This is a genomic window from Thalassotalea euphylliae, from assembly GCF_003390335.1.
Taxonomy (GTDB): Bacteria; Pseudomonadota; Gammaproteobacteria; order Enterobacterales; family Alteromonadaceae; genus Thalassotalea_F; species Thalassotalea_F euphylliae_B.
In genome coordinates, this window is sequence record NZ_QUOU01000001.1 from 2,105,883 (window position 1) to 2,131,700 (window position 25,818).

Genomic DNA, 25,818 nt, shown 5'->3' on the forward strand with positions numbered 1-25,818 from the left:
ATGCTTTGTGTGTATTATTTTTGAGTATGTTGGCAAGACCAACGACAGAGATATCAGCAAGTTTATCATCGGTTTGTGGATTGATAAACGCTTAGTCTGGGCGGATAAGGAATTTGTGCTGGCCTCAATTAGTCGTGTATTGCGCAACATATTATGAGTGCATTGTGTTTATCTCGAACAGGCAATGAAAAGGGCTAGGGCATACCGTAGACCTAAAAGTGTTTAGAACTTTTGTTATAAAGATGTAACTTAATGTAGCCAGAGGGTAATACCTTGTACTTTAAGTTGTTATATCTAAACAAGTTAATTAAGGTTAAGCTCAGTTGAAGCGATAAAAATAGCAATTTATTGTGTGCCAACGGAATAAAAAAACCAGATAGCACATGCAATTATTGCAATAAATAGGCAAGATTATGGACTGTTTACGATTATTAACGGTTTATATCAACAAATGGAGTCAAAATGTCAGATAACATGTCATCGGTAAAAAAGATACTTTTGGTGGAAGATGACCGCCAACTATCTGATCTTGTAGCAGATTTTTTAACTACAGAAGGTTTTCATGTAAAACAAGAGTTTCGTGGTGATACTGCCGCAAAACGCGTGGAAAGTTTTACTCCAGATCTCATTGTTTTGGACGTTATGCTGCCGGGAAAAGACGGTTTTGCAGTATGCCGAGACGTTAGAACGACGTATAGCGGACCGATATTGATGCTGACAGCTAAAGGGACTGATTTTGACCAAGTGTTGGGTCTTGAAATTGGTGCCGATGATTATGTTATTAAGCCAGTAGAACCGAGAGTGTTGCTGGCACGAGTAAATGCCTTGTTACGTCGAGGTGAGTTAGCAAGTGACCCGAAAGATAAAGAAGTGCTGAGTATCGGCGAACTTTATATTAATCGAGGTTCAAGACAAGTCACTTTACACGGTGAATCTATCGAGCTAACCAGCCAAGAATTTGATTTATTGTGGTTATTAGCAAGCCGCGCAGGGGAAGTACAAAATCGTGATTATATCTACAAAGCGGTTGTTGGTCGTGAATACGACGGCATGGATCGCAGCGTTGATGTACGCATTTCTCGCCTGCGTAAAAAATTACACGACAGTAACGATACGCCATTTCGCATTAAAACCATATGGGGCCAAGGTTACCTATTCGTGCCTGATGCATGGAGCTAGTAGTTTTGTCCTTTACAAGTTCGGTTGGCAGCGCTTGCCAACCGCTTGTTGAAAATAGAAGTAAATCCATTTATTGATGAAAACCTTCGTAAAAATCGGCCGTTCTTTTCTTAGCCTGTACTTCTTAATCACCCTAACTTTTATCGTGGCTTCATGGCTTTTAGATGAGGTTTGGAACTCGTACATGGATCAAGATGTTGAATCTTATACGGGCTATAAAACCATGCTACAGGCCATAGGTGATTACGTTAGCAATCATCCGCAAAACGAGTGGCAAGGTGTTATTGAAGACGCTGCTAATCGCTATCATCTGCCGCTCGCATTGGCACGAATAACCGATATCGAAGTGGCAGCAAAACATGGCGAGCGGCGCGCTGTTGGCGCAGGTCATACAAATGTTTTCATTGAGCAGGATACGGTTACTTTACACCACCTAATTGCTGGCTCGAACTATGCGATCACCTTGGGGCCAACAGAAATTCCTACTAGACCCAGAGCCGAAACCATGGTGCGAGTGCTGGTACTCGTTGCATTGGCGGTGATGATTTTGGTGTGGTTGTGGCCCATTTCTCGCGATTTACACGAATTGCGTCGAGTCACTAAAGAGTTTGGTAAAGAGCACTTTGATGTGCAAGCAGCAAAACCCAAATCCATTATGATGGCGGGGTTAATTCACGGCTTTAATGGTATGGCAGTGCGAATTAAGCATTTGATTGACGCCCATAAAGAGCTGACGACCGCAATCTCGCACGAACTCAGAACGCCAATGGCACGCAGTAAATTTGCACTGCAAATGCTCAGTCGAGCAGATGATGAAACAAAACGTCAAAACTATATCAAGCAAATATGTGGTGATATTAACGAGCTAGAAAGCTTAGTTAATGAATTATTAGAATACGCGTCACTTGAGGGTGATAAGCCCAAGCTGAATTTTGCTGACTACAACCTCGACGACATTGTTAGTCAGCAAGTAGCGCTAGCCAGTGGCCAATGTGCAGAAGTTACCTATCAACCACCAGCGCTTCCTATTAAGGTGCACTGTGATCGCCTCTATATCGAAAGAGCGTTAAGCAATTACATCTCTAATGCGATCAAGTACGGTGACGGCCAAGTCGCAATTTCTTGTGATACGGTCGGCCGCGAGTGCGTTATTAAAGTAGAAGACAATGGCAATGGCGTGGACGATTGTGTTAAAAACACCTTATTTGATGCGTTTTCGCGGGCAGATGAGAGCCGCAATAAAGAAACGGGTGGCTTTGGTTTAGGCCTTGCGATTGTTAAACGTGTGCTTGAATGGCATGGTGGTAGTGTTTACGTTGAGTCGAGTAGTCTTGGTGGCGCATGTTTTGTTATGCGATGGCCAACCCACAAAAAACGCTAATAACCCAGCTCTCATTTTCAAGCTTTGATTCAAAAGTCTTCATTTAAGTTAATATTTGTACGGCTGAGATACGATAAGTGATGTTACTCAGCATTGCTGGTTAATATTTGACCTAACGAACAACTCATTCAACGTTTTCTCTAAAGTTTACTGTGAATGCGTCGATAGCGTTATTAGAACGTCTATATCAACGCTTGGCAGTTAAACGCTTGATTGAGAATATCCTTTTACAACATGAACATCAGCTTGGAGAATCGCTAAACGAATGCGTGCACCAAGCCCGTCGTTCTGATTTTGCATTGCTATTGGCGATGCTTAATGATGATGTTCGCCAGCAAAGCCAGTTTTTAATGCCAAAGACTGAGCAATCTGAAAAACAGATCACAGATGCAAGTCTGCGCGCTGAATTTGAACTGCCCAAAAGTGCTGAGCTCGCACTGAACAATATTGAGCAAATTCAGCAATACAACCAAGCAACACTGGTCAGTGATAACTTAATGGCATCCGTTAAACTAGGTGATGCGCTTAATCCTAAGCCGCTGAGCTTTCGTGATAACAAGCACCATGTGCCTACCGATGTGCTATCAAACACAAGTATCCATTGCCAAAATCGCGTGCAACCAACGAATCCACAAGATGAATCGTCTCAGCAGGCATCGGCAGAGCGTCTTCCCTTGAATGCTAAAGGTTGGTTGAAAGCGGTTCAAAACACCTTAGTAAAAACCTCACAGCCACTTATCACCGAACAGTTTGCTTAATCGGCTTATACCAATTGAAATAACTACTTAATCATTCAGCGAGAATTAAAAGGCTTAGAGGCAAGGCATTGATTGCAGAGAATGGTTATTCCCTTGTCAAAATCAATGACGCAGCATATGAGCCTTTTAAACTCGCCCTTTGGGCTGAGGGATCCCCATTTATCATACAATGATTATCTTGTTGTAGTCGTTAATGAAATTTAACCAACTCCTTTTGATAAACCTCTTTGTTAACTGGTGAGGGCATTGTTTGACAATATTTTTGGCGAGTGACAGAAATGAAAGCACGCGCCGCTTTCTCACGGTATTTGCTTGGAACCTAAAGTGCCATTTTCTTCTTTCTGCTTCAAAGCCAATAAGCCAGAGTACCAAGCTTGCTACACAAGCGATAAGGCACAGTATGCTCATCCGTTTAATGCCCATCGTTCGACTAAACCGCCAAGAAAAACCATACTGCTCACTTTTGTCATCTCTAAAGTTTTGCTCTATTTGCATACGTTTAGCGTACAAATTGATTACTTCGCGACTTGTTAGCTCGGCATCAGATGTCGCGATGAGCCAAGGTTCATGAGCAAGGTTGCGGTACATTTTATCATCCTTAGTAAAGCGGCTTTTCCCGCGTCGGCCTCTGTGCTCACCTTGATAAAGGTGCAGGCTCGCTTGGCACCCCGTTTTGCTGTGTTGCGTTAACCTTGCGCTCCCTAAATTTTTAGGTGTACAACTGGCGTCCTTTCTTAACTGCGCTAAGGTTTGCCATTGCGTTGGCTGCTGTTTCAATTGGCACTTCATTGTACCTCGCAGTCGACCAATAAAATCCCATCCGTGGGCAAGTACTTCGGCATACCAAGGTGTTAAAAAGCCGCCGTCAGATGTGATATACACTTTCGCATGCCCCGCCAATATGTGACTTAATCGTGAGAGAAACAATTGATGAGTGGTACGGGTTTCCTTATCCTTTTCTTCAACAACCATGTTGTAGAGCGTCATTGAGCGACCATCGACCAATAAACTAGCGCGTAACAAATGATAATTTGAGCCACAGCACCCACTCCAGTCGACAGCAATGACTAGGTATGGCAATTGGCTTATAACGGGCTTGGCAAGCGCACGGTAAATGTCAATAAGCTCTCGTTGTAAGTGGTCATTGTTTAAAAATCTGTCGATTCGTTTAATTTTGTTTTTACTGAACGCTTTTCCTTCGAGGTGTCGACCTATATCAGTGAGAGTTAACCGATTCGAGTCAATTAACGCATCGGCACTGAGCATTAAGGTTTTCATGCGTGCGCGATTGAAGGAAGATAGCGTATTTTTAAAGTAGTTGTGGCATAGTGATTTTACAGGCATAGCAGTTGTCCTTATTGTGTTTGGCGATTCAATAAGATCACAAATTGTTATGCCTGTCACTTTTTGGGGATTCCTCAGCCCTTTGGGAGCGTGTCAGCGTCGCGATAATTGCGCCAAATTCATTGGATGTAGAATAACTATATCGGCATAAATTTGGCTTATTCTCCCACCGCTGACAACGCTCTGAATTGATCAATTAATTAATTCAATTGGTATTACATAGATTATCGCCCGCAACACTTCTTATATTTTTTACCGCTAAGGCATGGGCAGGCATCATTTCGTTTAACCAAGGCAACTTCCTCGTGTTTAATTATATCGCCGTCGAGATAACACCAGCTGCCTTGCTCGACCACAAAGTTTGAGCATTCACGCATTTCATAAACGCGATCTTGGTTGAGATAAAAAGCAGAGAATTCAACTTGAGCGGGGGTTGATAAGGGATCGTGGCGATGGACTGTGAGCCTGAGCCAAGTATTTTCTTGAGCCCAATCCGCGATATCCTTAACAGAAAGATCTTGTTGGCTCGGTGTGGCATAGGTGTCAAAAAGGTACTGCGCCTCTGCTTTGGCATAAGCACTATAGCGCGAACGCATCAGTTGCTCGGCATTCTTTGCTTTTTTCTCGCCACGAATAATTACTTGGCAGCAATGCTCAAATTGCTTGGCTGAACCGCAAGGGCATAAGTTATTTGTCATAATCGCGGTCACTTAAACGCATTAATACATTGGCCGCGTAGTTTATCTAATTCAGCTATTGAATAAAACACAGTGTGTTTTGCCTTGCTCAGCAAACGCTTTAATGCGCATGCTATTCAGAGCTGCTTGTTTGGCATTACAAACAATAACCGCAGCGCAGTTACCCTTTATTAACGTACGTTCAAGGTTGGCTTGTGCTACGGCAACTTTGTTGGCATGCACCCACAACACTTTTGGGCCTAGTTCTGGGTTCACTTGCATTTGATGTGCAACGCGGCTGTCTGAACTGATCACTAAAATCCATTTCTTTGTATGTTCATAGCGTTTTGTTAATTGCGCCAATTGTTGTTTGAGGGAGTGTTCGCACATCTCTGTCTTTTGTTCAAACCATGGTGATAATTGAAATACATTTTGCTTGTGTAAACAGGCTCCATTCAAAAGCGGATTCACTTGTTTAACAGCTGAGTGAGTATTTAATGTATCCATATTTATCTCCAATTATTTGTGTTGACACGAATGCTGTATAAATAAACAGTATTATTAAAATGAGCTAAATGCAAGCCTTAACATGAATAAATTTCGCTCATTATTTTAATGCAGCAGTCTAAACACTGTCCGCAAGACGACGCTTGTTAAGGTGACACCTTTTTCTGAACGATGACAATAGAACTTAGATCAACTAAAAGTAATGACTCGTCTGATATGCTGCACTTGCAAGATGCAGTAGAATTATTGCTCTAATTTTTTGTCAGCTTTTTACTTGAAGCCTGATCTCGTGGTTTGGAAGAAGCTTGTTGTGGCAGCAGTATTAATTAGGAATACTCAATGAAAATCTTTCGCATGATGGCGCTAAGTGCAGCGCTTATCTCGGCATACCCTGTTAGTGCAGAAAATACTAATACACTGATTAAGCCGCGAATTGTTGGCGGCCAAGCGGCAAGCGAGGGCGATTGGCCGTGGATGTCTGCTCTGGTGGTTACTAGCGAGCAACCTGTCTCTTTACTCACCGCTAAAGGCGGAGAAATTGCCACACAACCTTTTATATTTAGTCCGCAAGGGCAAGCCAATGGCGAAGTTGTTGATTGCGGTTTAGGCGATCAGGTTTGCGTCAATGTGCAAGATAAGGTTTGCTTTATTGAGCGCGGTGACGTGCAATTTGCTACTAAAGTTAATAACTGTGAAGCGGGTGGTGGTGTTGGGGCGATAATTTATAATAATGCGCCCGGTCCCTTGCTAAATGGTACCTTGTTTGCTGATTTTACTGGTTCAATTCCTGTGGTGGCGATATCACAAGAAGATGGTCAGGCGTTTAAAGATAACTTCTTTGGCAATCAGGTTGAAATTTCAGTAACGACACTGCTTGATGCCGCTCAATCATCGTTTTGTGGCGCCAGCTTTCTTGGCAGTAAATGGGTGTTAACGGCGTCCCATTGTGTCGACGGTGAAACGACAGATTCATTTAAAGTTAATGTCGGTGAATATGACTTAGCCAATGGCGCGCAAAATGCCATCTCAGTGGCCCGTATTTATATGCACCCACTATATGATAGTGTGGCGCTTAATAACGATGTGGCGTTAATTGAGCTAACTCAAGCCGTTAATGCGCCTGCCATTAGTATTTCTTCATCAATAACCACAGATAACGCGGCTGTGGATCATCAAACCGTTACTGCCATGGGCTGGGGCGATCGGACAGGCTACCAGCCAGGTGAGGAGCACCTTGCTGATATTCCCGAGCTATTACACCAAGTTGATTTACAGCTGCTGACCAATCTTGAGTGCAATACCACATTAGCCAATTCTGTCATTGGCCCAGATAGTGATCCCAGCCAAGGCGGCATCACGGATGCAATGATTTGCGCTGCGGTTGCTGGTGGCGGCAAGAGTTCTTGTCAAGGAGATAGTGGCGGTCCACTCGTCCTGAATACCAACGAGGGCTGGCAGCAAGTGGGGGTGGTTAGCTGGGGGGTTGGCTGTGCAGCGGATGGTTACCCTGGTGTTTATGCGCGAGTCGCTGAATTTAGTGACTGGATAACTGGAATTTATCAAGGCATCGCAGTCGAACAAACATTGGATTTTCATGTCGCCGGTGTTGATCATACACAGACATCTCTGGTCAGAGTGTCAAATAACAGCGGCCAAGCCGTCCAGCTAAGCTATGCCATTGACGGCGATCAAAGCTTTACCTTTACCCATGGCGAATGTGTATCGCTCGCTGCCGGTGCCAGCTGTGATTTAACCGTGAGTTTTCAACCAAACCAGATTGGTGATCATAGGGCGGTATTAAACATTATGGCTGACAATGATGCGATCAAAACCAGTCAAGCCTATTTATCTGGCCGAGCTATCCAGTTATCGACAGCGCTTAATAATAGCTTGTCGAACAGCGATAATATCACTTGGTACAATGGCGGCGAACAGGGATGGCAAGCAGATACAGTCAATGGCGGTATCGAAAGTGGCGTGATAGATCATTTGCAATCGAGCATTGCCATGGCCATCATCACAGGTGAGGGTGAGTTAAGCTTTGAGTGGGCAGTATCGTCAGAAGCCAATACGGAAAATGAAAATGATCCCTTTGATGCCCTGTATATTTATATTAATGGTATAGCGTTTGATTTTATCTCTGGTGAGCTTGATTACCGTCAAGTGAGTTACCAATTAACGGGGGCCGAGAATCGGGTTACCTGGGTTTATCAGAAAGATCAGCAGGTCTCTGAGGGCCAAGATAAAGGCTATTTACGTAACATCCGCTTTACTGCTAAAGATACGGGCAGCGCGCCTACGGCACCAGAAACGCCAAGTGCTCCGTCAAATCAGACGACACCAAGCTCGCCTGCTGCGCCTAGCACCCCGTCTACCCCTAGTGCGCCGTCAACACCAACCACAGAGTCATCAAGCAGTAGCTCGTCAGGCGGCGGTTCATTCGCTTGGTTGCTCCCCCTGTTGGCGACACTTTGGTTAAGGCGCAAAACAAAGTCAGCTTGAGCGAGGGCTTAACAATTTTACCTTAACAATGAGAGTCAGCAGTTGCTGGCTCTTTTTTTTGCCAACGCCATTCATCAGGCTGCCGTGGAAAATGTATCTTGGCATAAAGATATAAGGATTATTCGACTTTTTGTCTTTAAACCTCGTACATAATCTATTATGGTGACTTCGGATTTAATGTTAAGGAATTGAAAGTGAAAAGATTTGGGATAGCGGCAGTCAGTGCTGCCTTAATGGTTGCGTACCCAGTAGTAGCCAAAAACACGAATCCATTGATAAAGCCTAGAATTGTTGGTGGCGAGCAAGCGCCCAATGGTGATTGGCCTTGGATGTCAGCATTAGTATTTACTGGCGAAGAGTTAACTACCTCGTTAACAGTTGCTGGCACTAATTATGAAACGGGTCCATTCACCAACAGCCCATCAGGTGAAGCAAGTGGGGCAATTGTTGACTGTGGTATTGGCGACCAAGCTTGTAGCGATGCCCAAGGTAAGATCTGTTTAATTGAACGTGGCGAAATCAACTTCTCGGTTAAAGCCGAAAACTGTGAAACCGCTGGTGGTGTTGGTGTTGTTATATATAACAATGTCGACGGTGCAATTAACGGTACTTTAGGCGATGATTTCTCTGGCACTATCCCCGTTGTTGGGGTTACCCAAGAAGCTGGTCAAACAATTAAAAATAATAACTTAGGTGATAACGCGACAGTCTCTGTATCAAGTGAAGCCAGTCTAGTGCAAGACTCTTCATGTGGTGCAACCTTCCTCGGTGGCAAATGGGTGTTGACGGCATCGCACTGTGTCGATAGTGCCAGTTCTCAGTTTTTGAAGGTCAACATTGGCGAGTACGATCTTTCTGATGGTGCCGAGAATGCCGTTGATATTCAATCTATTTACATGCACCCAGAATACAATGATGTGAGTTTAATCAACGATATCGCGTTATTAGAGTTAACCGCGCCTGTCGATGCACCAAGTGTTGCACTTGCATCGAAAGTAACCACAGATAATGCAGCTGCTGAAGCAAGTGCCGTTACGGTTATTGGTTGGGGTGGACGTTTGGGCTATGAGCCTGGCGAAGGGCCAACTGGCGATTTTCCTGATGTATTGCACCAAGTAGATTTACAGCTACTTAATAATCAGGAATGTCGAGCAGTATTAGCCAACTCGCTATTTGGTGAAGGTGGCGATCCAGCGCGCGCGGGTGTTACCAATGTAATGATATGTGCTGCCGTTGCTGGCGGTGGCAAAGGCTCTTGCCAAGGTGATAGCGGTGGCCCATTAGTATTAAACACCAATGAAGGTTGGCAACAGCTAGGTATCGTTAGCTGGGGCTTTGGCTGTGCGGCAGACGGCTACCCAGGCGTTTATGCTCGTGTGGCAGAATTCGATACTTGGTTAACCGCAATTACGCAAGGAATTGCCATCAATCAATCGCTTGATTTTCACGTTGTGGGCGTTGAGCAATCACAAATGGCGAAAGTAGAAGTTGTGAATAATGCCGAACAAACGGCGACGCTAAGTTATCGCATCGAAGGTGACGAGAGTTTTACCTTAGCTGGTCAAGAGTGTTTAACCCTAAGTGCAGGCGAACGCTGTGAGTTAACGGTGAATTACACTGCCAGTGGCGTAGGTAATCAAACGGCACGCGTAACAATTGAAAGCGACACTAGCGAGATCACTACCAGTGAAACTTATTTAGCTGGTCGAGCGATTGCTACCTCCAGCGATATAGAAAACACCCTAGGAGCTGACGAAAATATCACTTGGTTCAATGGCGGCGAGCAAAGCTGGCAAGCGAACAGTACAGCTGCTGGTATTGAAAGTGGTGGTATTACTCACGATGAAGATAGTATTGTCATGGCAGCGATTAGCGGTGAAGGTGAGTTAAGCTTTGAGTGGTCAGTGTCTGCAGAAGAGAACACAGCCGATGCGAGCGAACCTTTTGATGCTTTATACCTATACATCAACGGTGAGTTAGTCGAGTTTATCTCTGGTGAAGTTGAGTTTGAAGAAAAAACTTATACGTTAACCGGCGAAGATAACCGCATTACCTGGATCTACAACAAAGATGGCTCAGCGAGTGAAGGTGAAGACAAAGGTTATATTCGCAATGTGCGTTTTACCCCAAAAGCAGAGCCAACGCCACCAGCGCCTGCGCCAACGCCTGCGCCAACGCCTGCGCCAACGCCTGCACCAGTAACACCAACAAGCTCTTCAGGTGGCGGTTCAATGGCGTGGTTATTGCCCTTGTTGTCGTTAGCATGGCTGAGAAGGAAGCGTTAATCAGTTAACATTCATTGATAGATAATAGTTAAGCGTCACTATTGAGCTTAACAAGTGAGAATGTAAGAGGTCTGCAATAGCAGACCTTTTTTATGTGCGAATGGTAGCTTTGTGTTGGTAATGACTTGAACTCGGCTTTGCAAAATAAGACTTTGAATATCACTACTGCATCATTCAACTTTCACTAAAATAAGGCAAGACTGCATTAATTAGGGTCATTAGCCCGGCTTTCTTCATAGGTAGATTTCTTAGGTTGTTGTTTAATAAGTAAATATAAAGCTGGTATGTATTTTGTTTCTTTCTCGCACCAAGCTTGGAAAATGTGGCGACACACGCAAAACAGCATGCCAAAACAACAATTAAACGAATTAAATGTGCTACTGATTGAAGACGATAAGAAAAAGGCCAACATTCTGATGGAAGCCTTAGGGCGCTCTCAATATTGTATTAAACACGTCGCTTCCTCTGGCATATCCTTACTCAAGCAAGTAGAGCAGCTGCAACCCGATGTCATTATTATCGATGTCGAATCGCCCAGTCGCGATATTTTAGACAGCCTCAGTATTATTTCTCACGCCAACCCCAAACCGGTCGTGATGTTCTCAGAGCAGGAAGATACCGAAACCATCAATCAAACCGTCAAATCTGGTGTAAGTGCCTATATCGCTGGTGATATCAATCCTATTCGCGTGCGCTCTATTTTAGATACCGCCGTTGCGCGCTTTTCAGAATACCAAGCGTTAAAAAGTGAACTGGTGAAAACCAAGCAAAAACTATCGAGTCAGCGGGTTGTTGAGCAGGCGAAAGTTTGGCTAATGGAAACCAAAAGCTTAACGGAAAAAGAGGCTTACCATCGCATACGTAAAATGGCGATGGACAATAGCCAAAAATTAGAAGATGTCGCTAAAAACATTTTATCGCTGGCGCAAATGTTGGAGAAATCATCATGAGTCAAATTCATACTCAACTCAGTGGCAGTGAATCGCGTGACATTGCATTGGGCTTTATGCCGTTAACCGACTGTGCCCCCTTAGTGGTTGCGCATGAGCTTGGTTTTTTTGAAGGGCAGGGGCTTAACGTTACCCTGAAAAAACAATATTCGTGGGCGACAATGCGCGACAAGCTCCACGCTGGTGTACTCGATGCAGCTCAGTTTCTTGCCCCTATGCCCATTGCCAGTACGCTCGGGTTAAGTGGGCCTGCAGTGAATGTCATTGCCCCTATGGTACTTAGCCAAAACGGCAACGGTATCACCTTATCCATGGCGCTTTATGAAGAGATCAAATTCATTCATCAACGGCTGTTTGTCGACTTACCCATTAGTGCGGCATTGTTAAAACCTGTGATTGAGGCGAGAAAACAGTCGGGCACTAAACTTAGGTTTGCCACCGTTTATCCGCACAGCTGTCATTATTACCAGCTGCTCACTTGGTTCGAGCAAAACGGTGTCAACAAAGGTGATGTCGATATTGTGATCATTCCGCCAGCCTCAATGGTTGAGGCACTTCAAAGTGATGATATCGACGGCTTCTGTGTCGGTGGCCCGTGGAATGCCAAAGCGGTTCGTGACGGGGTTGGTGTAACGGGGGCAACGTCATGTGATATTTGGCCGGATATGCCCGAAAAAGTCCTTGCGATGAAACACAGTTGGCAAGTACAAAACCCAGCAACCACCAAAGCGCTGATCCGCGCACTGCAACAAGCATGTGACTGGCTAGCCACTGTGGCTAATCGCTTTGAAGCGGCGCGTATTTTGAGCCGCCATACCTATTTAGACTTACATCTGTCGGTAATAGCCCCATCCTTAATCGGCAGTTGTTTAGTACACCATCAACTATCACCGCGACATATGCCGAGCTACAACCGTTTTGCAGTTGATGGTAGCGACACGATCAACAAACCAGAGCTGTTTCACGGTGAATGGTTGTTAAGTCAGATGCTCAAGTATCAGCACATTCCAGAAAATAGTAAAGTGGAACAACTGATGAGCCAAGTCTTTAGGCAAGACATCTACCAAGGTGCCTTTACTGATAGCAATATTGCTACGCCTTCAAATGTCGCTAGGCTAGCAACAGCAACTAAAGCATCGCTAAAAAGCACCAAAATGGTTCCATGATGCGCCAAACTAATGCATTACATAGCAATGTACGATTTAGACAACTATTCGCTAAACAAGCTGTAGGCCAGTAAAAACCAAGGTTTAGAGTATATATTCAAAGTTGGCACTAAACATGAATAGCCTAATGTGAAGTTATCAACGTTTGCAGTTGGGGCAAACGAAAAATTAAAAGCCAACCCTGCAACGGCTGTGGGTATAACTCGTCTAGAACCAAGCATTTTAGACCAACATTTTATACGCTGTAATTGAGCGTTAATAACAACACAATTTAATTTAACTAATTACACCGCAAAGGCGTGGTAACCGATTAGTTTGGCATTGTAGCCCGCATGCACATGGTGTCGATCCCCGTGATTGAGCCTTGAGTGCAGCGGGCTTTTTTTATTTGGAGGAACGGATGTTTAAACACCTAATAAAACAACCAAAACAATTCTGCCGCAAAATAATGAGTCAAGCGATAGTGGCTGGCCTTTGTGTCACTACTAGTATCATGAGTGCTAGTGTGAATGCTAAAGAGTTAGGCTACCCAGAAAAGGAAGAGCTTAAATTCGGTTTTATCAAGCTTACTGATATGGCGCCTATTGCGATTGCCTATGAAAAGGGCTATTTCGAAGACGAAGGCTTATATGTCACTATCGAAGCGCAAGCAAACTGGAAGGTACTGCTTGATGGCGTCATTGATGGGCGTTTAGATGGCGCCCATATGCTTGCTGGCCAACCCATTGCTGCAACGATTGGCTACGGTACCAAAGCAGAAATTATCACGCCATTTTCGATGGACTTAAACGGCAACGGCATTACAGTTTCTAACGAAATTTGGCAGCAAATGAAGGGCAATATTCCCAAGCGCGCTGACGGTAAGCCTGTTCATCCAATTAAAGCAGACGCCCTTAAACCTGTCGTTGAAAAGTACTCAGCAGCGGGCAAACCGTTCAACATGGGCATGGTATTCCCGGTTTCAACACATAACTACGAGTTGCGCTATTGGTTAGCCGCTGGTGGTATCCATCCGGGCTTCTACGCACCGCACAAAGGTGATACTTCCGGCCAAATAGATGCCGAAGCCTTGTTATCAGTAACACCACCACCACAAATGCCCGCGACGTTAGAAGCAGGCACTATCTACGGCTACTGTGTGGGCGAACCTTGGAACCAACAAGCAGTGTTCAAAGGGATTGGCGTACCGGTTGTTACGGATTACGAAATTTGGAAAGACAACCCTGAAAAAGTCTTTGGTATTACCAAAGCGTTTGCCGAGAAATACCCCAATACCACGGTGCGTTTAACCCGCGCCTTAATTCGCGCGGCTAAATGGTTAGATGAAAACAATAACGCTAACCGTCCAGAAGCGGTGAAGATCTTATCGCAATCTAACTATGTGGGCGCAGATTACGACGTTATTGCCAACAGTATGACAGGTACGTTTGAGTATGAAAAAGGCGATAAGCGCGAGGTGCCAGACTTTAATGTGTTCTTCCGTTACAACGCTACGTATCCGTTTTATTCCGATGCAATTTGGTACTTAACGCAAATGCGTCGCTGGGGGCAAATCAGCGAAGACAAGCCAGACGCTTGGTATTTTGATGTCGCGAAAAAAGTTTATCGCCCAGATATTTACATGAAAGCAGCACAGTCTTTGGTGGATGAAAAGCTTATGCTAGCCACTGATTTTGCATCATTAAACGGTGAAGACGGTTTCCGTAACCCGCAAACACACTTTATTGACAATATCGTTTACGACGGTACTAAGCCAAACGAATACATCAATAAATTTAACATTGGCTTAAAAGCTGGCGACAAAATTTAGTCGCCAGTCAAACCAATCAGTTAGGAAGTTATACAGCGTAGCCTTTTCTTTTAGAAGTGAGCGCTACGTGCTTGGAGAATAATATGACCACCTTAATACAAAAAATGATCACCTCAGATGGCGAACCAAATTGGGCTACAAATGCATTGCGTTGGTTGTCAAATCACACCAAAGCAATTGTTTTACCTATTATTGGCATTGCGGTTTTCCTACTCATCTGGTCATTTGCTGCCAGTAACATTGATACGTCACTTGGCAAGTTTCCCGGCCCAACGGCTGTGGCGACACAGGTGGTTAACTTATATGAAGAGCATAATGCAGAGCGCGAAAAAGAAGTCGCTTTTTATCAACGTCAAGAAGAGCGTAACGCCAAACGCGTCGCTGGGGGCAAATCAGCGAAGACAAGCCAGACGCTTGGTATTTTGATGTCGCGAAAAAAGTTTATCGCCCAGATATTTACATGAAAGCAGCACAGTCTTTGGTGGATGAAAAGCTTATGCTAGCCACTGATTTTGCATCATTAAACGGTGAAGACGGTTTCCGTAACCCGCAAACACACTTTATTGACAATATCGTTTACGACGGTACTAAGCCAAACGAATACATCAATAAATTTAACATTGGCTTAAAAGCTGGCGACAAAATTTAGTCGCCAGTCAAACCAATCAGTTAGGAAGTTATACAGCGTAGCCTTTTCTTTTAGAAGTGAGCGCTACGTGCTTGGAGAATAATATGACCACCTTAATACAAAAAATGATCACCTCAGATGGCGAACCAAATTGGGCTACAAATGCATTGCGTTGGTTGTCAAATCACACCAAAGCAATTGTTTTACCTATTATTGGCATTGCGGTTTTCCTACTCATCTGGTCATTTGCTGCCAGTAACATTGATACGTCACTTGGCAAGTTTCCCGGCCCAACGGCTGTGGCGACACAGGTGGTTAACTTATATGAAGAGCATAATGCAGAGCGCGAAAAAGAAGTCGCTTTTTATCAACGTCAAGAAGAGCGTAACGCCAAACGCGTCGCCAAAGATCCTGACTATGTGCCCAAGATCAGAGCCTACACAGGTAAAGAAACATTTATTGACCAAATCGGTACAAGTTTAGTCACGGTTATGAGTGGCTTTGTGTTGGCAGCGGTCATCGCGATTCCATTGGGGATTGCGATTGGGTTAAGCAAAAACTTGAATACGGCAATTAACCCAATTATTCAAATCTTTAAGCCTGTTTCGCCATTGGCATGGTTACCGCTGGTGACTATGGTCGTGAGTGCGCTGTATGTGTCACCTGAGCCAATGTTTGCCAAGTCATTTGTTAACTCAATGATCACCGTCACGCTATGTTGTTTGTGGCCGATGGTGATTAACACGTCGGTAGGCGTGTCAGCAATCAACTCAGATTGGAACAACGTTAGTCGTGTCCTGCGTTTACCTAGCCTAGTTCACGTTCAAAAGATCGTGTTACCTGCGTCAATCCCAGCCATTTTCACTGGTATGCGCTTATCACTTGGTATCGCTTGGATGGTATTAATTGCGGCCGAAATGCTGGCGCAAAACCCTGGTCTTGGCAAATTTGTTTGGGACGAATTCCAAAATGGCAGTTCGCAAAGTTTAAGTCGAATCATGACCGCAGTCTTTGTTATTGGTTTTATCGGCTTCTTACTTGACCGCGGCATGTTGCAGCTACAACGCATTGTCTCTTGGGACAAAGCCAGCGCAAACCGTTAATTCACTTTAGGCACTTACATTCGTAGAGAAAGGAATAGTTAGATGAGCATTTTACTAGATATCAGCAAAATCGACATGGTATTTCCAACGCCTAAAGGGGATTTTACCGCGCTAAAAGAAGTGGATTTGAAAATCAACAAAGGTGAATTCATTTCCCTGATTGGCCACTCTGGCTGTGGTAAGTCAACGGTGTTGAACGTGGTTGCTGGTTTGTATCAAGCAACGAAAGGTGGTGTGTTGTTAAACAACAAAGAAGTCACAGAGCCTGGCCCTGAGCGCGCAGTGGTGTTTCAAAACCATTCACTGTTGCCTTGGTTAACTGCCTATCAAAATGTTGAGTTGGCGGTAAAACAAGTGTTCAAAAAGAAAATGGCAGCGGGCGAGATGAAAGCGTGGATCGAACACAACTTAAAATTGGTTCACATGGATCACGCGATGCACAAGCGTCCTGATGAGATCTCTGGTGGTATGAAGCAACGCGTTGGTATTGCTCGTGCGCTAGCCATGCAACCGGAAGTATTATTGATGGATGAGCCATTTGGCGCACTTGACGCATTAACGCGCGCTCATATGCAAGATTCACTGATGGAAATTCAAGATGAACTTAACAACACAGTGATCATGATCACCCACGATGTTGACGAAGCGGTGCTGTTATCTGATCGCATTGTCATGATGACTAACGGCCCCGCGGCAACCATCGGCGAAATTCTGGATGTTAATCTACCAAGGCCACGAAATCGTTTGGCATTGGCACAAGATGCTGAATACAACCGACTTCGCTCCGCTGTATTAACTTTCCTGTATGAAAAACAACGTAAGGTCGAACCGATCAGTGCTAAAGCTGACCGTTCGAATACGACGAACAGCAAAGTCAACGCCGAAAAACATGATGTGGCGTAGCCATAACATATTATCGCAACGCTACTATAATTTGGCTGAATATTAGCCGTTTTAAAGCGTTCTACAATGACTTTGTTTTCGTTTAAGAATCCAATAAGGAAATAACATGAAAGCTAACAAAATTACTCTCTCAATTTTTGCTGGTACGGCATTTACCGCTGTTTCACCTTTGGCATTAAGTGCTGATGAGGCAAAAGCAAGCATTGATTTTCGTCTGCGCTACGAAGCTGTCGACCAAGACAACGCATTGCGCGATGCCGATGCGCTGACATTGCGTACCCGCCTAAGTTACAAAACAGCAACTTACAACAAGTTTTCTGGCTTTGTTGAGTTTGAAGACTCACGCAAAGTGTTCGGCGTTGATGACTACAACGACACGGCAGGTAATGGTGCAGGCTACTCTGTTATTGCCGACCCAGAAACTTCAGAGCTGGATCAGGCTTATGTGCAATACGCTGACCAAGGCTTTACCGCCAAAGTTGGTCGCCAAGTGATCACCTTAGACAATCATCGCTTTGTTGGCCATGTTGGTTGGCGTCAAGACCGTCAAACCTTTGATGCTGCGTCGTTCAATTACAAAGCCGATAAATTTGAAGCCACTTACGCTTATTTAAATCAGCGCAATCGCATTTTTGCTGAAAATCGCGACCTCGACAGCAAAGACCACTTGTTAAATGTCAGCTACAAAACGCCGTACGGCAAATTAACGGGTTATAGCTACTTGTTAGAGGTTGATGAAGGTGTTGATAACAGTTTAGACACTTACGGTTTCCGCTTTGCCGGTGCGCAAAAGCAAGGGGACAACAAGCTGCTTTACACCATTGAGTTTGCCACCCAAGAATCAGAAGCCGCTGGCACTGAGTTTGATGCCGATTACACCTTGCTAGAGCTGGGTTATGTCATCAAGGGTATTACGCTTAAAGGCGGTTACGAAGTGTTGGGCAGCGACGACGGCGCATATGGCTTCTCAACACCGCTAGCAACACTGCATAAATTCAACGGCTGGGCAGATCAATTTTTGGGGACGCCAAGTGTCGGTTTGACCGACTTATACCTGTCGGCTGCTGGTAAAGCATTTGGCGGTAAATGGTCAGTGGTTTATCACGATTACGAAGCAGACGATGGCAATGCTGTGGTCGATGATCTAGGTGATGAAATTAACCTTTCATACGGCAAAAGCTTCAACAAAACCTTTTCAGGTGGTGTGAAATTCGCTGCCTACTCGGCAGGCGATACAGGCTCAGGCAAAGTCGATACTGACAAGCTTTGGGTCTGGGTTGGTGCAAAATTCTAAGCAAATCGCATCAATCAGGAATCTAAGTTAAGAGGAAATACTATGTCTAATCAGCTAAACGTCGTTGTTGTCGGCAACGGCATGGTCGGTCACCACTTTGTTGAGCAGCTTGCCAATTTGCGCGCATCAGCAGAGCAAGTCAACATTACTGTGTTATCGGCTGAAAGTCGCTTGGCATATGATCGCGTGCACTTATCAGAGTACTTTGCTGGGAAAACGGCGCAAGACTTGGCATTGACTGACGAAGCAACGTACCAAGACTGGCAAGTTGATTTTCGCACTAATGCTAAAGTGTCGACGATTGATCGCGAGCAGCAACAGGTGACAACAGAAGTCGGCGAGACGTTTAGCTACGACAAACTCATTCTGGCAACAGGTTCCTATCCTTTTGTGCCACCGATCCCTGGGGGAGATCAACCACATTGCCTTGTTTACCGGACCATAGATGATCTGGAGTCTATCAAGAGTAGTGCAAGTAGCAGTAATGTTGGTGTGGTGATCGGTGGCGGTTTATTAGGCTTGGAAGCGGCAAACGCGCTCAAAGAATTGGGCTTACAAACTCATGTGGTGGAATTTGCACCACAACTGATGGCAGTGCAAGTGGATGCTGGCGGTGGCCGCTTACTTAAAGCGAAAATAGAAGAGCTTGGCGTACAAGTTCACACCTCAAAAGCCACACAAGTGATTGAAAAAGGCGAGTCATGTCGCTACCGCTTAGTATTCGCTGATGGCGAGGTATTGGAAACGGATCTGGTGTTATTCTCCGCAGGTATTCGCCCCTACGACAACCTAGGGCGAGAAAACGACCTTGTGCTTGGCGAGCGCGGCGGCATTGTCATTAACAATCAGTGTCAAACCTCAGATGAAAACATTTACGCGATCGGTGAGTGTGCACTATACGACAACATGATTTACGGCTTAGTGGCACCGGGCTATTCAATGGCGAAAGTGGCCGCTAAGCACGTGCTTGATAGCACATCTGAGGATGCTTTCGAAGGCGCTGACATGAGCACCAAGTTAAAGCTGATGGGCGTTGACGTTGGCTCAATCGGTGATGCGCACGCCAAAACACAAGGCGCATTAACCTATACCTACGAAAATCAGCCAGAAGGTGTGTACAAAAAGATTGTGGTATCAAGTGACAAGTCATTACTGCTAGGTGCTGTACTGGTTGGTGATACCAGTGAATACGATAGCTTACTGCAATATATGCTGAACGGTATTGAACTACCTGAAAGTCCTGAAGCGCTTATTTTACCAATGGCCGCAGACAAACCTATGTTAGGGGCCGACGCGCTGCCGGATACAGCGACCATATGTTCGTGTTTAAACGTTACCAAAGGCGATATTGTTGCCGCTGTGGATGGCGGTGCATGCAGTGTTGCTGACGTCAAATCATGCACCAAAGCGAGCACGGGCTGTGGCGGCTGTGCTGCGCTCCTTAAAGATGTTGTCGACAAAGAATTAGAGAGTCGCGGTGTTGAGGTGAAAAAAGATATTTGCGAACACTTCACCTATTCTCGCCGCGAGCTATTCGACATTGTTAAAGTTGAAAAAATCACTAGCTTTGACCAGCTACTTGCAAAACACGGTCATGGCTTAGGCTGCGAAATTTGTAAGCCAACAGTGGGTTCAATTTTAGCGTCTGTTTGGAACGACTACATCCTTGAAAGTAGCAAGGTAGCGCTGCAAGATACCAACGATACTTTCCTCGCCAATATGCAAAAAGACGGTACTTATTCTGTTGTCCCCCGTATTCCTGGCGGCGAGATCACCCCTGATAAATTAATTACGATCGGCGAAGTCGCCAAAAAGTATAACCTTTATACCAAGATCACCGGTGGCCAGCGTATTGATTTGTTTGGCGCCCGCGTCGATCAACTACCCGATATTTGGCAAGAACTAATCGATGTAGGCTTAGAAACAGGCCACGCCTATGGTAAATCGGTGCGTACAGTTAAATCTTGCGTAGGTAGTACTTGGTGTCGCTATGGTGTGCAAGACAGCGTTGGCATGGCAATACATATCGAGAATCGCTACAAAGGTGTGCGTGCACCGCATAAAGTCAAGTTTGCGGTTTCTGGTTGTACTCGCGAATGTGCCGAAGCACAAAGTAAAGATTTTGGTGTTATCGCCACCGACAAAGGTTGGAATCTCTATGTTTGCGGTAATGGCGGCATGAAACCGCGTCACGCAGATTTATTCGCGACCGATTTAGACGACGAAACACTGATTAAATACATCGATCGCATCTTCAGTTTCTACATTCAAACCGGTGACCGCTTGCAGCGCACTTCGGTGTGGATGGAAAATTTAGAAGGCGGTCTAGAATACCTGCAAAAAGTGATTATTGACGATCACTTGGGCATTTGTGACGAACTTGAACAACACATGGCGAGCATTGTTGGCAAATACCAATGTGAGTGGAAAACCACACTGGAAAATCCAGAGTCGCTGAAGCGATTCAGACAGTTCGTGAATTCAGATAAAACCGACAACAATATTCAATTTGTGACTGAGCGTGATCAAATTCGCCCAGCCACACTGGCAGAGAAAAAGGCTAGTAAAAATGGTGGCAATATCGAGATTGTCGATTTAACCCACAACGAAAGCCCTAACGAATCTGGCAAGCAAGTTGTTGCAGTAATGGAGGACTAATCATGTCGCAATCAGTCAATGAGCAAACAGTAAATAAAGATTGGGTGACCTTGTGCGGTATTCACGACTTAGTGGCTAACTCGGGTATCTGCGCCTTAGTTGCTAAGCCCAGTGAACAGGGTGAGCAACTAGAAAAGCAAATTGCCATTTTTAGTATTCCTGATAGCGAAGAAAAGGTTTTCGCGGTCGATAATTTTGATCCCATCGGCCAAGCGAACGTGCTTTATCGCGGCATTGTTGGCAGTAACAACGGCGAGCCAATCGTGGCATCACCGCTCTACAAACAGCAATTCTCGCTGAAAACAGGTACGTGTTTGCAAGAGGAAGCTGAAATTGCGGCTTACCCAACGCGTATTCAAGACCAAGCGATCCAAGTGTATATCTAGGAGTATCATTACGCATGATTGGCGACTTAAATGTTAAATCTGCCGCTTGCTCTAATGAGCAGGCTCTCTATCCGCTTCATTATCCGCCAATAGCTGCCGATGCTTTAGTGCAAAGTACTTGTGCTTATTGCGGTGTAGGTTGTGGTGTGGATATTTCGGTAACAGAAGGGCAGGCGACTAGCTTAGAGGGTTCGCCTGAACACCCTGCAAATTTTGGTCGCTTGTGTGTTAAAGGCACTCATTTATTAGATACCGTTGATGTTACGAATCGACTCTTAGCGCCTGAGGTGGCTGGTCAACAAGTCTCATGGCAAACAGCGATTGCTCAAGTGGCAGATAAATTTAGCGAAACCATCGAAAAATACGGCAAAGATGCGGTTGCCTTTTATGTGTCAGGGCAATTACTTACGGAAGACTACTACGTTGCCAACAAGCTGATGAAAGGCTATATCGGTAGCGCTAATATCGATACCAACTCACGTCTTTGCATGTCGTCAGCGGTCTCAGCTTATAAACGAGCGTTTGGCGAAGATGTCGTCCCTTGTGATTATCAAGACTTAGAACAAACCGATCTTATGGTGTTAATTGGCTCTAACGCTGCGTGGACACATCCTGTGCTGTTCCAACGAATGCAGCGCGCCAAGCAAATTAACCCCGCGTGTAAATTGGTCGTGGTTGACCCTCGTCGCACCGCTACCGCTGAAAGTGCTGATTTACATTTGGCCATTACTCCGGGCTCTGATGCCGCGCTATACAATGGTTTATTAAACTATTTGGCTGAGCGGAGCGCACTAGATCACGACTATATTGCAGCACATACGCAAGGGTTTGAAGAGACAATAGCTCAAGCATCGGCTTGGGGCTTAACGCAAGTTAGTGAATTTTGTGGGGTAACTAAAGCTGAGTTACTCAGTTTCTATCAATACTTTGAACAGGCTAACAAGGCGATTTCCATGTATTCAATGGGGATCAATCAGTCAACTTCTGGTGTTGATAAGTGTCATGCCATTATTAATGTGCATTTAGCCACGGGTAAAATTGCAAAGGCAGGTGCCGGGCCGTTTTCTATCACAGGTCAACCCAACGCTATGGGCGGTAGAGAAGTAGGGGGCTTAGCTAACCAACTGGCTGCGCATATGGATATTGAAAATCCTGCGCATCGCGATTTAGTGCAAACGTTTTGGCAGTCTCCTCATATGCCCACCAAGCAAGGCGCGAAAGCTGTCGATATGATCGAACAAATGCTGACGGGAAAAATTAAAGCGGTTTGGGTGATGGGTACAAACCCACTGGTCAGTTTGCCTGATCACAACCAAGTGGCAAAAGCGTTTGAGCAATGTGACTTTGTCGTTGTTTCAGACTGCGTTACAGATAATGACACCCTCGCTTATGCTGATGTTAAATTACCAGCAACGCCATGGCTTGAGAAAAATGGCACCGTGACGAATTCTGAGCGCCGTATTTCGCGTCAACGTAGCGCTGTTAAACCAACAGGCGAAGCCAAGCATGATTGGGACATTATGTCGCTAGTCGCACAAAAAATGGGCTTTAGTGGCTTTGCCTATCAACACCCTTATCAAGTTTTCACTGAATTTGCCGCTTTGTCTGGCTATCAAAATGCTGGGGCGTCTAAACGCGTTTTCGATATGTCGGGCTTGGCGCCACTATCACTGACGGAATATGAGCAGTTGCAGCCAGTGCAGTGGCCTATTCCCATGGCGTCATCAAGACCGAGTCAAGCAGCTGGAGCATCCCAAATTGCGATTGTCTCTCAAATTGCTATTACCTCTCAAAATAAAAGTACTCGCGTGTTTGCTAATGGGGAATATGCAACGGCAAATGGCAAAGCAAATTTTTTCCCAGTAACGCCGAAATTACCTGAACAAAAAGCAAGCAAAGCGTTTCCGTTAGTGCTTAACAGTGGGCGTTTTCGCGATCAATGGCATACCATGACACGAACTGGCGTTGCTCCTGCACTGACGCAACATTTGGCCAAACCTTTTCTTAGTGTCAACCCTGTTGATGCCTCAAAATATGGTTTAAGTGATCATCAAATTGCAAAAGTAAGCTCAGCAAAAGGTGAGTTATACGTGCCCGTGCAAGTGAGCGATGCAGTTGCTGTTGGTGAGTGCTTTATGCCAATTCATTGGAACCAAGAGTTCTGTGGCAGTGCAACCGTGTCAAGTTTATACGATGCGGCTGTTGATCCTATTTCAGGCCAACCAGAGCTTAAACACACCGGTATCGCCATCACCGCAGCCAAGTTTGAGCAATACATTGATTGTTATGTCAGCCAAGCACTTGCAGAGGACATTGAAAGCCAATCAGGCAAAAGGCTCGTGAAAAGTATTGCACAGCACTCAGCGTATTGGTTGAAAACAAAACAGCCGAATAGCTGGCACTACCAATTAGCAACAAAAACTGACCAAGCGTTAACGATGGCGAGGTGCCAACAGTTGTTTCCCTGTCAGGGTGAATGGCTAAGTTTTACTGATAATGACAGTCAGCTATCTCATATTGTTTGCTTGAAAAATGGCGCCGTGATGTTCGCCGCTTATTTTGCGACTGCTTTTACTGCTGCTTCTGCCGAGAGCGACTTTGGTAACGCCAAAAAATGGGTTGACGACTTGTTTGCAGAGGAGTCGCTGTCATTCACCCAAGTACAAGCTTTACTATCAAAAACTGCACCAGCGGCCGCAGATGAGAGCCGTAAAGTCTGTAGTTGCTTTAACGTGACGGAAAACAGTATTCGCGAAGCGGTGCAGGCAGGGGCGGACAGTGTTACTGCGTTGGGCAAAAAACTGAAATGCGGTACCAACTGTGGTTCTTGTAAGCCAGAGTTACAAACCATTATCAACACTTGTCAATCGCAATTGATCGATATTAAAGAAGTGGCGAGCGCATAGCCTGAAGATCGCCGCAAGGGTGATTGTGATAAATAGACTCAATGCCAATCAGTCGCAGCTATTTAAGCGTTAGCCATTGGCTGCTTGAGGAGTAAAAATGCAGTTAAGTTTACTAAAAACCCCATTATTTTGGATTAAGCATCAGCAACAACGTTTGTGGACAACAAACAACACACAAAGAGCCGCATTACCGGTATGGTTTACCCTGCTCAAGCGTCAATCAGTGGTCGGTGTCATAGACAACCAGGCCAGTGATGGAACCGGGCTGAGTGAGCAAGGCAACAAAAAAGGGCAAGTTGTTTTTGTCGGTGCAGGTGCGGGCGATCCAGAGCTGTTGACCCTCAAAGCCGTCAAAGCATTCCAACAAGCCGATGTTGTACTCGTTGACTGGTTAGTAAACCCAGAGATTAACAGCCTGATCCCAAATCACGTTGAGCGTATTTTTGTTGGCAAAAAATGTGGTCAGCACTCTGTTACCCAAGCACAAATTTGTCAGTTATTGGCTGACTATGCCAGCCAAGGAAAATACGTTGTACGGTTAAAAGGCGGTGATCCGTCGATATTTGCACGTTTGGCAGAAGAAACAGACGTGTTAACTAAAGCGAATATTCCTTTTCAAATTATTCCCGGTATAACGGCTGCAACAGGATGTGCCGCATACGCCGGTATACCACTAACTCACAGAGATTGTGCGCAATCAGTGAAGTTTGTTACGGCACATGGAAAGCGCAAAGAGCATGAATGTGACTGGCCGTTATTGGCTAAAGAGCAAAGTACACTAGTGTTTTATATGGGCTTAAATCGCGTTGATTTGATTTGCCAGCGTTTGATCAGTCATGGTATGGATGCAAGGATGCCAATCGCAGTGATTGATCAAGGTACTAGTGATTCGCAAAAGCTTGTTTGTCGAACGTTATCATCGATGAACGCTGAACAAGACCTAGCAGAGTGCCAAGGTCCCGCGCTGATTATCGTCGGCGAGGTGGTTGAAAAACGTGTCAGGGTCAATTTGGCTATAACTGGTGATAATGCACAATCAGCCAACCAGGTTAGCAGCCACCAAGAAGTTATTAATCAATAACTTAACCTGTTGTCAGCTTTGTTTACATTCACCCCCCTACGAATCACTCGTTAGAAATAAAAAGTATTAATTTTCAATGTGTTGCTGTGTTGGTATTGGTTATGCTTTGTGTCATCTTAGGAACTAACAGGAATTCAGTAGTTTAGTACCTATAGGTGTTCCAGTAGTATTAAACAAGCATGCGATTTTGATTGCTTTTTACACTCCTAAACACATAGAAGTCTTTACTGCTGTTATTGAAAAGGGAATGTGTATTTAATTATTTTGGCTGTTCTGTCTTTTAACACATCATTGTTGATA

The 25,818-nt window shown here is 45.0% G+C and carries 19 protein-coding genes and 1 pseudogene; 17 read left to right on the forward strand and 3 right to left on the reverse strand.

Annotated elements, in window-relative coordinates; all coding sequences use genetic code 11:
• Window positions 1-462: 462 nt before the first annotated feature.
• From DXX93_RS09295 to DXX93_RS09305, 3 genes are all read left to right on the forward strand, one after another.
• Window positions 463-1,179: a winged helix-turn-helix domain-containing protein gene (locus tag DXX93_RS09295; protein WP_116007860.1), complete on the forward strand. Its 717-nt coding sequence runs from the start codon at window positions 463-465 to the stop codon at window positions 1,177-1,179.
• A gap of 184 nt (window positions 1,180-1,363) precedes the next feature.
• Window positions 1,364-2,560 (forward strand): HAMP domain-containing sensor histidine kinase, encoded by a 1,197-nt coding sequence (locus DXX93_RS09300; RefSeq protein ID WP_258872634.1) that lies wholly within the window; start codon window positions 1,364-1,366, stop codon window positions 2,558-2,560.
• A gap of 152 nt (window positions 2,561-2,712) precedes the next feature.
• Window positions 2,713-3,318 carry a VC2046/SO_2500 family protein gene (locus DXX93_RS09305; protein ID WP_116007862.1) on the forward strand — a complete coding sequence of 202 codons (606 nt, stop codon included), beginning with the start codon at window positions 2,713-2,715 and terminating at the stop codon, window positions 3,316-3,318.
• A 162-nt stretch (window positions 3,319-3,480) separates the two neighbouring features.
• On the opposite strand, the gene DXX93_RS09310 is transcribed toward DXX93_RS09305, so the two are convergent.
• The 3 genes from DXX93_RS09310 to DXX93_RS09320 form a co-directional block, all read right to left on the reverse strand.
• Window positions 3,481-4,662 (reverse strand): IS4 family transposase, encoded by a 1,182-nt coding sequence (locus DXX93_RS09310; protein ID WP_116006901.1) that lies wholly within the window; start codon window positions 4,660-4,662, stop codon window positions 3,481-3,483.
• A gap of 224 nt (window positions 4,663-4,886) precedes the next feature.
• The gene (locus DXX93_RS09315) at window positions 4,887-5,360 is read right to left on the reverse strand and encodes a YchJ family protein (RefSeq protein WP_116007863.1); all 474 of its coding nucleotides are present in this window, start codon (window positions 5,358-5,360) and stop codon (window positions 4,887-4,889) included.
• Between the two features lie 51 nt (window positions 5,361-5,411).
• Window positions 5,412-5,846 (reverse strand): hypothetical protein, encoded by a 435-nt coding sequence (locus tag DXX93_RS09320; protein ID WP_116007864.1) that lies wholly within the window; start codon window positions 5,844-5,846, stop codon window positions 5,412-5,414.
• 339 nt (window positions 5,847-6,185) lie between these two features.
• Here DXX93_RS09320 and DXX93_RS09325 point away from each other — a divergent pair, with 339 nt between their 5' ends.
• The 14 genes and pseudogenes from DXX93_RS09325 to cobA all read left to right on the forward strand — a co-directional run bounded on the left by DXX93_RS09325 (window position 6,186) and on the right by cobA (window position 25,518).
• The gene (locus tag DXX93_RS09325) at window positions 6,186-8,348 is read left to right on the forward strand and encodes a trypsin-like serine protease (protein ID WP_116007865.1); all 2,163 of its coding nucleotides are present in this window, start codon (window positions 6,186-6,188) and stop codon (window positions 8,346-8,348) included.
• Window positions 8,349-8,542: 194 nt separating this feature from the next.
• Complete coding sequence (locus DXX93_RS09330) at window positions 8,543-10,633, forward strand: trypsin-like serine protease (RefSeq protein ID WP_116007866.1); 2,091 nt, start codon at window positions 8,543-8,545, stop codon at window positions 10,631-10,633.
• Between the two features lie 344 nt (window positions 10,634-10,977).
• Window positions 10,978-11,583 (forward strand): ANTAR domain-containing response regulator, encoded by a 606-nt coding sequence (locus DXX93_RS09335; RefSeq protein ID WP_258872635.1) that lies wholly within the window; start codon window positions 10,978-10,980, stop codon window positions 11,581-11,583.
• Window positions 11,580-12,749: a CmpA/NrtA family ABC transporter substrate-binding protein gene (locus DXX93_RS09340; protein WP_116007867.1), complete on the forward strand. Its 1,170-nt coding sequence runs from the start codon at window positions 11,580-11,582 to the stop codon at window positions 12,747-12,749. Before DXX93_RS09335 ends, DXX93_RS09340 begins: the two co-directional genes overlap by 4 nt.
• 493 nt (window positions 12,750-13,242) lie before the next feature.
• A complete protein-coding gene (locus DXX93_RS09345) occupies window positions 13,243-14,559 on the forward strand; it encodes a CmpA/NrtA family ABC transporter substrate-binding protein (RefSeq protein WP_258872636.1) in 1,317 nt (438 codons plus the stop codon).
• An 83-nt stretch (window positions 14,560-14,642) separates the two neighbouring features.
• The gene (locus DXX93_RS09350) at window positions 14,643-15,023 is read left to right on the forward strand and encodes a hypothetical protein (protein ID WP_116007869.1); all 381 of its coding nucleotides are present in this window, start codon (window positions 14,643-14,645) and stop codon (window positions 15,021-15,023) included.
• A pseudogene (locus DXX93_RS09355) lies at window positions 14,930-15,208 on the forward strand (nitrate ABC transporter substrate-binding protein); the annotation flags it as partial. The gene DXX93_RS09350 and the pseudogene DXX93_RS09355, both read left to right, overlap by 94 nt.
• An 83-nt stretch (window positions 15,209-15,291) precedes the next feature.
• A complete protein-coding gene (locus tag DXX93_RS09360; RefSeq protein ID WP_258872637.1) occupies window positions 15,292-16,290 on the forward strand; it encodes an ABC transporter permease in 999 nt (332 codons plus the stop codon).
• 42 nt (window positions 16,291-16,332) lie between these two features.
• Window positions 16,333-17,193, forward strand: a complete 861-nt coding sequence (locus DXX93_RS09365; protein WP_116007870.1) for an ABC transporter ATP-binding protein — start codon at window positions 16,333-16,335, stop codon at window positions 17,191-17,193.
• A 106-nt stretch (window positions 17,194-17,299) separates the two neighbouring features.
• Window positions 17,300-18,487 carry an alginate export family protein gene (locus tag DXX93_RS09370; RefSeq protein ID WP_116007871.1) on the forward strand — a complete coding sequence of 396 codons (1,188 nt, stop codon included), beginning with the start codon at window positions 17,300-17,302 and terminating at the stop codon, window positions 18,485-18,487.
• A 42-nt stretch (window positions 18,488-18,529) separates the two neighbouring features.
• Complete coding sequence (gene nirB / locus DXX93_RS09375) at window positions 18,530-21,145, forward strand: nitrite reductase large subunit NirB (RefSeq protein WP_116007872.1); 2,616 nt, start codon at window positions 18,530-18,532, stop codon at window positions 21,143-21,145.
• Window positions 21,146-21,147: 2 nt separating this feature from the next.
• Window positions 21,148-21,531, forward strand: a complete 384-nt coding sequence (nirD, locus tag DXX93_RS09380) for a nitrite reductase small subunit NirD (protein WP_116007873.1) — start codon at window positions 21,148-21,150, stop codon at window positions 21,529-21,531.
• Between the two features lie 14 nt (window positions 21,532-21,545).
• Complete coding sequence (locus tag DXX93_RS09385) at window positions 21,546-24,437, forward strand: nitrate reductase (protein ID WP_116007874.1); 2,892 nt, start codon at window positions 21,546-21,548, stop codon at window positions 24,435-24,437.
• Window positions 24,438-24,534: 97 nt separating this feature from the next.
• Complete coding sequence (gene cobA / locus DXX93_RS09390; RefSeq protein ID WP_116007875.1) at window positions 24,535-25,518, forward strand: uroporphyrinogen-III C-methyltransferase; 984 nt, start codon at window positions 24,535-24,537, stop codon at window positions 25,516-25,518.
• Window positions 25,519-25,818 lie beyond the last annotated feature (300 nt).

Bases quoted from the DNA above. Each gene is read 5' to 3' on its own strand.
- DXX93_RS09295 (WP_116007860.1), top strand. From the start codon at position 463: ATGTCAGATAACATGTCATCGGTAAAAAAGATACTTTTGGTGGAAGAT.
- DXX93_RS09300 (WP_258872634.1), top strand. From the start codon at position 1,364: ATGGATCAAGATGTTGAATCTTATACGGGCTATAAAACCATGCTACAG.
- DXX93_RS09310 (WP_116006901.1), bottom strand. From the start codon at position 4,662: ATGCCTGTAAAATCACTATGCCACAACTACTTTAAAAATACGCTATCT.
- DXX93_RS09315 (WP_116007863.1), bottom strand. From the start codon at position 5,360: ATGACAAATAACTTATGCCCTTGCGGTTCAGCCAAGCAATTTGAGCAT.
- DXX93_RS09320 (WP_116007864.1), bottom strand. From the start codon at position 5,846: ATGGATACATTAAATACTCACTCAGCTGTTAAACAAGTGAATCCGCTT.
- DXX93_RS09325 (WP_116007865.1), top strand. From the start codon at position 6,186: ATGAAAATCTTTCGCATGATGGCGCTAAGTGCAGCGCTTATCTCGGCA.
- DXX93_RS09335 (WP_258872635.1), top strand. From the start codon at position 10,978: ATGCCAAAACAACAATTAAACGAATTAAATGTGCTACTGATTGAAGAC.
- DXX93_RS09340 (WP_116007867.1), top strand. From the start codon at position 11,580: ATGAGTCAAATTCATACTCAACTCAGTGGCAGTGAATCGCGTGACATT.
- DXX93_RS09345 (WP_258872636.1), top strand. From the start codon at position 13,243: ATGAGTGCTAGTGTGAATGCTAAAGAGTTAGGCTACCCAGAAAAGGAA.
- DXX93_RS09350 (WP_116007869.1), top strand. From the start codon at position 14,643: ATGACCACCTTAATACAAAAAATGATCACCTCAGATGGCGAACCAAAT.
- DXX93_RS09360 (WP_258872637.1), top strand. From the start codon at position 15,292: ATGACCACCTTAATACAAAAAATGATCACCTCAGATGGCGAACCAAAT.
- DXX93_RS09365 (WP_116007870.1), top strand. From the start codon at position 16,333: ATGAGCATTTTACTAGATATCAGCAAAATCGACATGGTATTTCCAACG.
- DXX93_RS09370 (WP_116007871.1), top strand. From the start codon at position 17,300: ATGAAAGCTAACAAAATTACTCTCTCAATTTTTGCTGGTACGGCATTT.
- nirB (WP_116007872.1), top strand. From the start codon at position 18,530: ATGTCTAATCAGCTAAACGTCGTTGTTGTCGGCAACGGCATGGTCGGT.
- nirD (WP_116007873.1), top strand. From the start codon at position 21,148: ATGTCGCAATCAGTCAATGAGCAAACAGTAAATAAAGATTGGGTGACC.
- DXX93_RS09385 (WP_116007874.1), top strand. From the start codon at position 21,546: ATGATTGGCGACTTAAATGTTAAATCTGCCGCTTGCTCTAATGAGCAG.
- cobA (WP_116007875.1), top strand. From the start codon at position 24,535: ATGCAGTTAAGTTTACTAAAAACCCCATTATTTTGGATTAAGCATCAG.